The organism is Streptomyces sp. MMBL 11-1 (genome assembly GCF_028622875.1).
Lineage (GTDB): Bacteria > Actinomycetota > Actinomycetes > Streptomycetales > Streptomycetaceae > Streptomyces.
Map to the genome: position 1 here is coordinate 6,168,259 of NZ_CP117709.1, position 11,249 is coordinate 6,179,507.

Consider the following 11,249-nt stretch of genomic DNA (forward strand, 5'->3'; position numbering starts at 1 on the left):
GCTCATGCGGGTGTGAACGCGCTGTATTCGGGGAACCTTCTGGTCTCCCACCGCGTTTGCGGTATGTGCACAGTGACATCGCGGTGACAGGGTGTGGTGACGGGCGGGGTGCGGCTACCATGACCGGCACAAGGACGGACGGCGTAAGGGAGTCGTCCCCTGGGGCGGCACCCGGTGCATTTCCGGGGCGAGGAGGGCGGGCCATGGTACAGAAGGCCAAGATCCTCCTGGTCGATGACCGGCCGGAGAATCTGCTGGCGCTGGAGGCCATCCTCTCTGCGCTCGATCAGACACTGGTCCGGGCATCGTCAGGGGAGGAGGCGCTCAAAGCGCTGCTCACGGACGACTTCGCGGTCATTCTGCTGGACGTCCAGATGCCGGGCATGGACGGTTTCGAGACCGCCGCGCACATCAAGCGGCGGGAGCGGACCCGGGACATCCCGATCATCTTCCTCACCGCGATCAACCACGGTCCGCATCACACCTTCCGCGGTTACGCGGCCGGCGCGGTGGACTACATCTCGAAGCCGTTCGACCCGTGGGTGCTGCGGGCCAAGGTCTCGGTCTTCGTCGAGCTCTACATGAAGAACTGCAAGCTTCGCGAGCAGGCCGCTCTGCTGCGCCTCCAGTTGGAGGGCGACGGCCACGCGGGTGGCGAGCACGAGAAGGAGCCGACCGGTCTGCTGGCCGAACTCTCCGCGCGGCTCGCGGCGGTCGAGGAACAGGCGGAAGCGCTCTCCAAGCAGCTCGACGACGAATCCGCGGACGCCGCGGCGGTGGCCACCGCCGCCCACCTCGAACGCAAGCTGACCGGCCTGCGCCGCGCGCTCGACGCGCTGGAGCCGGGCACCGGCGGGGGTACGGGCGTACTGCCCGCACAGAGCTGACGATTCCCGCCCCTCCCGTCGGCGCGCGCCCGCCGCCGCCGTGAGGCGACGTCAGTTCCCTGCCGCCCGGAGGCGACACGGTCGGGTGAACCAGTAGGCGAACGTGTTCACGGGCGACGACAGCGGTAACCTCGGCACCATGGCCTCACGTACGTCCGGCAAGGGTTCCCAGGGCACGGCGGGCACCGCGAAGCGCGTCGGCCGTACCTCGGGCCCGGCGAAGAAAGCCGCGCCCGCCAAGAAGACCGCGCCCAAGAAGTCGGCCGCGCCCCCGAAGAAGGCGCCCCCGAAGAAGACGGCGGCCAAGAAGCCCGCGCCCAAACCCGCGCCGTCGCCCACCGGGGGCGTCTACCGGCTGGTGCGGGCGGTCTGGCTCGGGGCGGCGCACGGCATCGGCGCGCTGTTCCGCTCGATAGGGCGCGGGGCCAAGGGACTTGACCCCGCGCACCGCAAGGACGGGCTCGCTCTGCTGCTGCTCGGTCTGGCGCTGATCGTCGCCGCGGGCACCTGGTCCAATCTCCAGGGACCGGTCGGCGACCTGGTGGAGATGCTGGTGACCGGGGCCTTCGGCCGGCTCGACCTGCTCGCGCCGATACTGCTGGGCGCGATGGCGGTGCGGCTGATCCTGTACCCCGAGCGGCCCGACGCCAACGGCCGTATCGTCATCGGGCTGTCCGCCCTGGTCATCGGAGTGCTCGGCCAGGTCCACATCGCCTGCGGTTCGCCGGGCCGGGACGCGGGCACCGAGGCGATGCAGGACGCGGGCGGGCTGATCGGCTGGGCCACCTCCAAGCCGCTGATCTTCATGATGGGCGAGGTCCTCGCCGTACCGCTGCTGGTGCTGCTGACCGTGTTCGGGCTCCTCGTCGTCACCGCCACCCCGGTCAACGCCATTCCGCAGCGGCTGCGTCAGCTCGGGGTCCGCCTCGGCATCGTGGAACCGGCGCCCGAGGCCGCCGAGGGATACGAGGACGACGACGAGCGTTACGACGAACAGTGGCGCGAGGCGCTGCCCGAGCGGACGCGTCGGCGTGGCACGCGGCGCCCGGACGCGGACCCCGTCCACGATCACGACCAGGCCGAGGCGGAAGCGCTCACCAAGCGCAGGAGGTCCCGCAGGCCCTCCGCGCAGCCCGCGATGAACCGGCCGCTGGACGCGGTGGACGTCGCCGCTGCCGCTGCCGCCGCCCTCGACGGAGCCGTGCTCAACGGCATGCCGCCCTCACCGATCGTCGCCGACCTGACCCAGGGCGTCTCCACGGACCGGGAGCGCACCGGGACGCCCGTCCCCGGGGCCCGGGAGGCCGAGCGGGACGGCACGGGGAGGACCGGGGCCGGGCGTGGGCAGGGCCGGTCCGGGGCCGCCGACGACGCGGCCGGCGGTGACCGTTCCGGTGACGTCTCCGGCCGGTCCGGCGCCGTTCCCGACCTGACGAAGCCCGCGCCGGAGCGCGCCGAGGGCCTGCCCGCCCGCGCCGAGCAGCTCCAGCTCTCCGGCGACATCACGTACTCGCTGCCCTCGCTCGACCTGCTGGAGCGCGGCGGACCGGGCAAGACCCGCAGCGCCGCCAACGACGCGGTCGTCGCCTCGCTGACCAACGTCTTCACCGAGTTCAAGGTCGACGCCGCGGTCACCGGGTTCACCCGGGGCCCGACCGTCACCCGCTACGAGATCGAGCTCGGCCCCGCCGTGAAGGTCGAGAAGATCACGGCACTGGCCAAGAACATCGCCTACGCCGTGGCCAGCCCGGACGTGCGGATCATCTCGCCGATCCCCGGCAAGTCCGCCGTCGGCATCGAGATCCCCAACTCCGACCGCGAGATGGTCAACCTCGGCGATGTGCTGCGCCTCGCGGACGCGGCCGAGGACGACCACCCGATGCTCGTGGCGCTCGGCAAGAACGTCGAGGGCGGCTACGAGATGGCCAACCTCGCCAAGATGCCGCACGTCCTGGTCGCCGGCGCCACCGGTTCCGGCAAGTCCTCCTGCATCAACTGCCTGATCACCTCGATCATGGTGCGGGCCACCCCCGACGACGTACGGATGGTCCTCGTCGACCCCAAGCGCGTCGAGCTCACCGCGTACGAGGGCATTCCCCACCTCATCACTCCGATCATCACCAACCCGAAGAAGGCCGCCGAGGCGCTCCAGTGGGTCGTGCGGGAGATGGACCTGCGCTACGACGACCTCGCCAACTTCGGGTACCGGCACATCGACGACTTCAACCACGCGGTCCGCAACGGCAAGTGCAAGGCGCCCGAGGGCAGCGAGCGGGAGTTGTCCCCGTACCCGTACCTGCTGGTGATCGTCGACGAGCTGGCCGACCTGATGATGGTGGCCCCGCGCGACGTCGAGGACTCGATCGTCCGTATCACCCAGCTGGCCCGCGCGGCCGGCATCCACCTGGTGCTCGCCACCCAGCGGCCCTCGGTCGACGTGGTGACCGGCCTGATCAAGGCCAACGTCCCCTCCCGGCTCGCCTTCGCCACCTCCTCCCTCGCCGACAGCCGGGTCATCCTCGACCAGCCCGGCGCCGAGAAGCTCATCGGCAAGGGTGACGGGCTCTTCCTCCCGATGGGCGCCAACAAACCCACCCGTATGCAGGGCGCCTTCGTCACCGAGGACGAGGTCGCCGCCGTCGTCCAGCACTGCAAGGACCAGATGGCCCCGGTCTTCCGGGACGACGTCGTGGTGGGCACGAAACAGAAGAAGGAGATCGACGAGGACATCGGCGACGACCTGGACCTGCTCTGCCAGGCCGCCGAACTGGTCGTCTCCACCCAGTTCGGATCGACCTCGATGCTCCAGCGCAAGCTCCGGGTCGGCTTCGCGAAGGCAGGCCGGCTGATGGACCTGATGGAGTCCCGCAACATCGTCGGCCCCAGCGAGGGCTCCAAGGCGCGCGACGTCATGGTGAAACCCGACGAGCTCGACGGGGTGTTGGCCGTCATCCGCGGGGAAGCCGCTCCGTAAAGGTTTCGTGGGCAACCGTTTCGTACGGTCGTACGTCCAGTTGAAGGGAGGGACGAAGCCGTGCTCCTCCCCGCAGCTCGCTCCGTCGTCACCCCACCCGTACTTCCACCCCGTTCGGCCCACTACAGGTTGCCCAGTCCTCGATCGGGGCCGTGCTCCGTCCCCGCTCCGCCCCGGAGCCGGCGGCGGGGCCGTCCGGCGAACCCGATGGCGTACAAAGTCGTCCCTCCCGGTTGCCCCTCCCTTTCGTACCCCCCCTAGACTGAACATCCAGCAGGTGGCTCACGCTCGAAAGGCGCCCCCGTGTCCATCGGCAACTCCCCCGAAGACGACCGGCCTTCGATCGGTCGTGCCCTTCAGCAGGCTCGTATCGCCGCGGCTCTGACGGTCGAGGAAGTCAGCAGCTCCACCCGGGTGCGCATCCCCATCGTGCACGCGATCGAGCAGGACGACTTCTCCCGCTGCGGCGGCGACGTCTACGCCCGCGGCCACATCCGCACGCTCGCCCGCGCCGTCGGCCTCGATCCGGAACCGCTGGTCGAGGAGTACGACGCCGATCACGGCGGCCGCCCCGCACCGACCCCGGCGGCACCGCTGTTCGAAGCCGAACGCATCCGTTCCGAACCCCGGCGGCCCAACTGGACCGCCGCCATGGTCGCGGCCATCGTCGCCGTCATCGGGTTCGTCGGCTTCACCCTCTTCAGCGGCGAGGACGAACCCTCGAACACCGCGCAGGTCGCGGAGGGCGCCGAGCCCGACAAGACCGTGGCGAAGCCCACCGCCACCAAGCCCTCCGACCCCAAGCCCGTGCCCTCCGAGAGCGCCATCGCCGCCGCCCCCCGGGACAAGGTGACGGTCAAGCTCAGCGCGACCCGCGACGAGAGCTGGATCTCCGCGAAGGACCACAACGGGCGGCGGCTCTTCGACGGGCTGCTGCTCAAGGGCGAGTCCAAGACCTTCCAGGACAAGGAGCGCATCGACCTCGTCCTCGGCAACGCCGGAGCGATCGAGCTCTTCGTCAACGGCAAGCAGGTCGAGGACCGCTTCGGTCCGGGCCAGGTCGAACGGCTTTCCTACACCAAGGGCGACCCCGAGGCGGGCTGATCCGCCGCCTTCCGCTTCCGTACACGTCCCGACGGGCGTCCGGCCTCGTGCCGGACGCCCGTCGGCGTTCCCCGACCCGGCCTCTGTCACTCCCCGTAGCGGGGAAACGGGCGGCGGCAGGGGCCGGTAACCCTGCACGGCAGGGGGGCCGCCGGAACGAAGTAGTCTTGAGTCCATGCCCGAACGCCGTACCGTCGCCCTTGTCACTCTTGGATGCGCCCGTAACGAGGTGGACTCGGAGGAGCTTGCAGGCCGCTTGGCAGCGGACGGCTGGGACCTCGTCGAGGATGCCTCCGACGCGGATGTCGCAGTCGTCAACACCTGTGGGTTCGTCGAAGCCGCCAAGAAGGACTCCGTCGACGCCCTGCTCGAAGCCAACGATCTGAAGGATCACGGCCGCACCCAGGCCGTCGTCGCCGTCGGCTGCATGGCCGAGCGCTACGGGAAGGACCTCGCCGAGGCCCTGCCGGAGGCGGACGGCGTCCTCGGATTCGACGACTACGCCGACATCTCCGACCGGCTCCAGACCATCCTCAACGGCGGCATCCACGCCTCGCACACCCCGCGCGACCGCCGCAAGCTGCTGCCGATCAGCCCGGCCGAGCGGCAGGACGCCGCCGTGGCGCTGCCCGGCCACGCCCAGGAGACGCCCGCCCCCGCCCCCGCGGACCTTCCCGAGGGGGTCGCGCCGGTCTCCGGACCGCGGGCGCCGCTGCGCCGCAGGCTCGGCACCAGCCCCGTCGCCTCGGTGAAGCTCGCCTCCGGCTGCGACCGTCGCTGCTCCTTCTGCGCCATCCCCTCCTTCCGCGGCTCGTTCATCTCGCGGCGTCCCTCGGACGTGCTCCAGGAGACCCGCTGGCTGGCCGAACAGGGCGTCAAGGAGGTCATGCTCGTCTCCGAGAACAACACCTCCTACGGGAAGGACCTCGGCGACATCCGCCTCCTGGAGACCCTGCTGCCCGAGCTGGCCGACGTGGACGGCATCGAGCGGATCCGGGTCAGCTACCTCCAGCCGGCCGAGATGCGCCCGGGCCTCATCGACGTCCTCACCTCGACGCCGAAGGTCGCCCCGTACTTCGACCTCTCCTTCCAGCACTCCGCCCCCGGCGTGCTGCGCGCGATGCGCCGCTTCGGCGACACCGACCGCTTCCTGGAGCTCCTGGACACCATCCGGAGCAAGGCCCCCCAGGCCGGCGCCCGCTCCAACTTCATCGTCGGCTTCCCCGGCGAGACCGAGGCGGACCTCGCCGAGCTGGAACGCTTCCTCACCGGTGCACGCCTCGACGCGATCGGTGTCTTCGGGTACTCGGACGAGGAGGGCACCGAGGCGGTCGGTTACGAGAACAAGCTCGACGCCGACACCATCGCGGAGCGCCTCGCCCACATCTCCCAGCTGGCCGAGGAGCTGACCTCGCAGCGGGCCGAGGAGCGCGTCGGCGAGACCCTCCAGGTGCTGGTGGAGTCCGTGGAGTCGGAGGAGGACGGCGAGGTCGCGATCGGGCGCGCGGCGCATCAGGCCCCCGAAACCGATGGCCAGGTGGTCTTCACCACACGCGAGGGACTCGTGCCGGGCCGTATGGTCGAGGCAAAGGCAGTGGGCACCGAGGGCGTCGACCTGGTGGCCGAACACCACGAGCTTGCGGAGGCAGCCAGATGACCGGAGTCCCGGCATCCGCGGCAGGCGGTTCCGGCGCGAAGCCGGTCCGCGGCGGAAAGCTGGGCACTGCGGCCGTCAGCCAGGCCGGCCTGTGGAACATCGCCAACATCCTGACCATGGTGCGGCTGCTGCTCGTGCCCGGGTTCGTCCTGCTGCTGTTCCACGACGGCGGATCCGATCCGGCCTGGCGCGCGTTCGCCTGGGCGGCCTTCGCCGTCGCGATGATCACCGACCTGTTCGACGGTCATCTGGCACGGGCCTACAACCTGGTCACGGACTTCGGGAAGATCGCCGACCCCATCGCCGACAAAGCGATCATGGGCGCGGCGCTGGTCTCCCTCTCGGTCCTGGGCGATCTGCCGTGGTGGATCACCGGTGTGATCCTCGCCCGTGAGCTGGGCATCACGCTGATGCGGTTCTGGGTCATCCGGCACGCGGTGATCCCGGCCAGCAGAGGCGGCAAGCTGAAGACGCTCGCGCAGGGGACGGCGGCCGGGATGTACGTCCTGGTGCTCACCGGGCCCCTGGCGACCTTGCGTTTCTGGGTGATGATGGTCGCCGTCGTGCTGACGGTCGTCACCGGACTCGATTACGTACGCCAGGCCGTCGTCCTGCGCCGCCAGGGCCTCGCCGCCGAGCGAGTCGCCGCGGCCGAGCGGGCGGCAGAGGCCGAGCGGACCACAGAGGCCACGGAGACCCGCTCGGCCGGTGCCGGCCGAGCCGCCGACGCCGGCCAGGCCGCCGGAGCCGTGGCCGGCGCGAAGGACGTACGCGGTGCCGCCGGGGCGCGCGACGCCGCGGAGGCCGAGCGGTGACAGCCGCTGCCCGGGTGCTCCGACTTCTCGGAGCGCGGGGCGAGACGCTCGCCGTCGCCGAATCGTTGACGGGCGGCCTGGTGGCCGCCGACCTGACCGCCGTACCCGGCGCCTCCCGGTCCTTCCGTGGATCGGTGACGGCATACGCCACCCCTGTGAAACGGGATGTCCTGGGCGTCGACGGGAGCCTTCTGGCGGAGCGCGGCGCCGTGGACCCCGACGTCGCGCTGCGGATGGCGGTCGGTGTGCGCCGGGTCCTCGAAGCGGACTGGGGCGTCTCCACCACGGGGGTCGCGGGACCGGAACCGCAGGACGGGCAGCCGGTCGGCACGGTCTACGTAGCCGTGGCCGGACCCTCCGGCGTCGAGAAAGTGACGGCTCTGCGGTTGAATGGTGAGAGGGCGGATATCCGTAGTGAGAGTGTGCGAGGGGCCCTCGAACTGCTCGCGGGCGAACTCGGTGAGAATGAGCGGGCACAGGATACGGAACAGAACGGGGGGAATTGATGTTTGCAGCCCTGAGTGAACACGACATCGCTCCCCGCACGGCCGCAGCACAAGGCGGTACGGTAGGGCGTGAAGGATGCGGCTACGCGGTCCGAGGAGGGAGCCACCGATGATTCTGCTCCGTCGCCTGCTGGGTGACGTGCTGCGTCGGCAGCGCCAGCGCCAAGGCCGTACTCTGCGCGAAGTCTCCTCGTCCGCCCGGGTCTCGCTCGGTTATCTGTCCGAGGTGGAGCGGGGGCAGAAGGAGGCATCCTCCGAGCTGCTCTCCGCGATTTGCGACGCGCTTGACGTACGGATGTCCGAGCTCATGCGTGAAGTGAGCGACGAGCTCTCGCTCGCTGAGCTGGCCGAGTCGGCAGCTGCCGGTGATCCGGTCCCGGTCCCGGTGCCGGTTCGTCCCATGCTCAACTCCGTCTCCGTCTCGTCGGTCGCAGGTGTGCCGTCGGGCCGGGTGACCATCAAGGCGCCCGCGGAAGCGGTGGACGTCGTCGCCGCCTGATCCACGCGGCACAGTTTGCTCGACCGGTGTCCCGGTCGACCCCTGTCGGGGTCGGCCGGGACTTTCGCGTGGGAAGCCGGAGTCGACGTGCCGGCCGAACCTTCCGTGTGGGGCGTGTGACCTGTAGGACCCGTGTGGCCTGTATGGCCCGTGTGGTCCCGTGAGTCGCGTCTGCCTCACAGGAGGTGTGAGCCCTCGGCGGATGGGCACACGCAGGACAAGGCTTACATGACCGTTTTGCTTCATATGTGCCATCGTGGGTGATGCACCAAGACGGTCAGCGAAACGGCTGACGGATGGGAGTAGCGCATATGTCTGTGGTCAAGAGCACGTTGTCCGAGAGTGACCTCAAGGTCGTGGGAACGGCGCTGCAGGGCGCTCTGGTCGACCTCGTCGACCTCTCCCTGGTGGCCAAGCAGGTCCATTGGAACGTGGTCGGTCCGCGCTTCCGCTCCGTGCACCTTCAGCTCGACGACGTCGTCGTCACGGCCCGGCAGCACTCCGACACGGTCGCCGAGCGCGCCTCGGCCGTCGGGGTCAACCCGGACGGGCGCTCCGGCACGGTGGCCAAGGAGACCGCGATCGCCTCCGTGCCCGAGGGCTGGATCAAGGACACCGACGCCGTGCGGATCCTGGTGGACGCGCTGGGCGTGGTCATCGGCCGGATGCGGGAGCGCATCGAGGCGACCGACGAGCCGGACCCGATCACCCAGGACCTGCTGATCGGGCTGACAGCGGAGCTCGAGAAGCACGCCTGGATGTTCCAGGCGGAAAGCGCCTGACCGGCGCGCGACATACGTCCGAGCGAAAGGGAGCGACATCGTGAGTGGTGACAGCGCCATGGACAAGCTCAAGGGCAAGGGCAAGGAAGCGGTCGGCAAGCTGACCGGCGACCGCCGCAAGGAGTCCGAAGGCAAGGCCGACCAGGCCAAGGGCCGGGCCAAGGGTGCGGTGGACGAGGCCGGCGACCGCGCGAAGGGCGTCAAGGACTCCCTCCGCAGGGACGACGACGACAGGTAGTTCCCCGCAGCATCAGGGCCCCGTTGGGGGCCGTCAGAGCCTCGTGAGTGCCCCCGCCGTTCCGGTGGGGGCACTCCTGTGTGGGTGACTCCTCGGCCGGGCGTTCTGGATGCACCGCCGCCGCTGCCAGGGGAAACTGCCGGAAAGGACGTCGGCCGCGGGAGGCAGCGATGAAACGGCGATGGGTGCCGGCGCTGGTCTTCGGCGGGCTGTGGTGGTGGGCGGTGCTCCGGCTGGTGCTGCGGCCGGAACAGGCGGGGCTGGTGGAGGGGGCGGTGGCGGCGGGTGGCTGGGGGCTGAGTCTGTTGCCGGTCCACGTCGCGTCGGTCGTGCCGGTGAACCCGTTGGGGCGGCTTGGCCGGTCGGGTCTGCTCGGCCCGTCGGGTGCGTTGAGGTCGTTCACGGGACGGCGGTCCACCAGGCCGTGGCGACGCCGCCGTTCGACTGGAGAATCTGACCGGTCATGAAGGCCGAGGTGTCGGAGGCCAGGTGCGGCGCGGTGTGTGCCACGTCCTCCGGTTCGCCTACCCGGCCCAGCGGTGAGATCCGGGCCGCCGTCGCCTCTGTCCGGCGCCGGTCCGCGGCGTCGTGCCGGTCGGTCATGGGCGTACGGATCCAGCCGGGCGCGGCGGCGTTCACCCGTATGGCGTGGGGCCCCAGCTCCGGGGCGAGCGTCTCGGTGAGCTGCACCACGGCGGCCTTCGCGACGCTGTAGCGGAGAGAGGCACGACGGGACGATGCGACCGGAGCTGACGGGGCGTCAACTACGGGGTCGGGCCTGATTGGCAGCCGGGGCACCAGTAGGTGGGCCGGTCGTCCTGGTCGGCGAGACGGATCGGGGTCCCGCAGCGCAGACAGGGGCGACGGGCCCGCCCGTAGACGTACAGCCGCTCCTGTACGCGAACGGGTGGCCGGGCCGGGCCGGCTGCCCGGGCGCGCGGGCGCTCAGCCCCGGCTCCGGCCTCGGCCTCGGCCTCGGCTCCGGTTCTCGCCTTCGGGCCGGGTGGCGGTGGGGTGCGGAGTTCGGAGGTGATCGTCGTGGTGCGGGTGGGGCGGTCGCGGTTGGCCTGCAGCAGCCGCTCGGCGAGAGCGACGAGCCGGGGGAGCACGCCGTCGGGGAGGGCGCCCACGGGGAGCCAAGGCGTGACGCGGGCCAGGAAGCACAGCTCACATTTGTAGACATTGCCGATGCCCGCCAGGTTGCGCTGGTCCAGGAGTGCCTCGCCGAGAGGGCGCCCCGGCGCGGCGAGCAGCCGCTCCAGGGCCAGGCCGGGATCCCAGTCGGGGCCCAGCAGATCCGGACCCAGGTGGCCCACGGCCCGGTCCTCCTCGCTGGTGCGCAGCAGTTCGAGCACCGGAAGCCGGTAGCCGACCGCGGTGTGCTCCGCGTTGGCGAGGATCGCGCGGATCTGGTGGCCCGGGCCGCCCCGCCAGCGTTCGTCCGGGGCGTACACCCGCCAGGCGCCGTCCATCCGGAGGTGGCTGTGCAGGGTCAGGCCGCCCTCGACGCGGGTCAGCAGGTGCTTGCCGCGCGCGGTGACGTCCAGGACGGTCCGGCCGGAGAGGTCGGCCGTGGCGAAACGGGGGACGCGCAGGTCCGACCGGGTCAGCACCCGCCCGGCCAGAGCCTCGTGGAGCCGGGCGGCGGTCTGGAGGACGGTGTCTCCTTCGGGCATGCCCCCATGATGGGCGTTCAGAGGCATGCGTGCGTGCGCCGGTCTCTCCCGAGCCGCCATCGGTCCGGCACCGCAGCCGGTCCGGGCGGCCGTCGGCCGATGCCGCAGCCG

Annotated in this window: 11 protein-coding genes and 1 pseudogene; 10 read left to right on the top strand and 2 right to left on the bottom strand. The window is 70.9% G+C overall.

Annotated elements, in window-relative coordinates; genetic code table 11:
- Positions 1-203: 203 nt before the first annotated feature.
- The 10 genes from PSQ21_RS27555 (at position 204) to PSQ21_RS27600 (ending at position 9,929) form a co-directional block, all read left to right on the top strand.
- Positions 204-887 carry a response regulator gene (locus PSQ21_RS27555; RefSeq protein WP_097868171.1) on the top strand — a complete coding sequence of 228 codons (684 nt, stop codon included), beginning with the start codon at positions 204-206 and terminating at the stop codon, positions 885-887.
- 139 nt (positions 888-1,026) lie between these two features.
- Positions 1,027-3,861 carry a DNA translocase FtsK gene (locus PSQ21_RS27560; protein WP_274033916.1) on the top strand — a complete coding sequence of 945 codons (2,835 nt, stop codon included), beginning with the start codon at positions 1,027-1,029 and terminating at the stop codon, positions 3,859-3,861.
- A 303-nt stretch (positions 3,862-4,164) separates the two neighbouring features.
- Positions 4,165-4,965, top strand: coding sequence for a helix-turn-helix domain-containing protein (locus tag PSQ21_RS27565; protein ID WP_274033917.1), 801 nt, complete (start codon positions 4,165-4,167; stop codon positions 4,963-4,965).
- Between the two features lie 175 nt (positions 4,966-5,140).
- Positions 5,141-6,622 (top strand): 30S ribosomal protein S12 methylthiotransferase RimO, encoded by a 1,482-nt coding sequence (gene rimO, locus PSQ21_RS27570; protein WP_274033918.1) that lies wholly within the window; start codon positions 5,141-5,143, stop codon positions 6,620-6,622.
- The gene (gene pgsA, locus PSQ21_RS27575; RefSeq protein WP_274033919.1) at positions 6,619-7,437 is read left to right on the top strand and encodes a CDP-diacylglycerol--glycerol-3-phosphate 3-phosphatidyltransferase; all 819 of its coding nucleotides are present in this window, start codon (positions 6,619-6,621) and stop codon (positions 7,435-7,437) included. The genes rimO and pgsA overlap by 4 nt, the downstream gene beginning before the upstream one ends.
- Positions 7,434-7,943 (top strand): CinA family protein, encoded by a 510-nt coding sequence (locus PSQ21_RS27580; RefSeq protein ID WP_274033920.1) that lies wholly within the window; start codon positions 7,434-7,436, stop codon positions 7,941-7,943. Before pgsA ends, PSQ21_RS27580 begins: the two co-directional genes overlap by 4 nt.
- A gap of 109 nt (positions 7,944-8,052) precedes the next feature.
- On the top strand, positions 8,053-8,442 hold the full coding sequence (locus PSQ21_RS27585; RefSeq protein WP_274033922.1) for a helix-turn-helix domain-containing protein: 390 nt from the start codon (positions 8,053-8,055) through the stop codon (positions 8,440-8,442).
- 311 nt (positions 8,443-8,753) lie between these two features.
- Positions 8,754-9,224 carry a Dps family protein gene (locus tag PSQ21_RS27590; protein WP_032794264.1) on the top strand — a complete coding sequence of 157 codons (471 nt, stop codon included), beginning with the start codon at positions 8,754-8,756 and terminating at the stop codon, positions 9,222-9,224.
- Positions 9,225-9,282: 58 nt separating this feature from the next.
- The gene (locus PSQ21_RS27595; RefSeq protein ID WP_274035971.1) at positions 9,283-9,462 is read left to right on the top strand and encodes a CsbD family protein; all 180 of its coding nucleotides are present in this window, start codon (positions 9,283-9,285) and stop codon (positions 9,460-9,462) included.
- 170 nt (positions 9,463-9,632) lie between these two features.
- Positions 9,633-9,929 (top strand): hypothetical protein, encoded by a 297-nt coding sequence (locus tag PSQ21_RS27600; protein WP_274033923.1) that lies wholly within the window; start codon positions 9,633-9,635, stop codon positions 9,927-9,929.
- Here PSQ21_RS27600 and PSQ21_RS27605 read toward each other — a convergent pair.
- Both PSQ21_RS27605 and PSQ21_RS27610 read right to left on the bottom strand, forming a co-directional pair.
- Positions 9,862-10,182, bottom strand: a pseudogene (locus PSQ21_RS27605) (SDR family NAD(P)-dependent oxidoreductase); the annotation flags it as partial. The gene PSQ21_RS27600 and the pseudogene PSQ21_RS27605 sit on opposite strands and share 68 nt — an antisense overlap.
- Before the next feature lie 44 nt (positions 10,183-10,226).
- Entirely contained in the window at positions 10,227-11,138 is a 912-nt protein-coding gene (locus PSQ21_RS27610) for an Fpg/Nei family DNA glycosylase (protein WP_274033924.1), read from the bottom strand.
- Positions 11,139-11,249 lie beyond the last annotated feature (111 nt).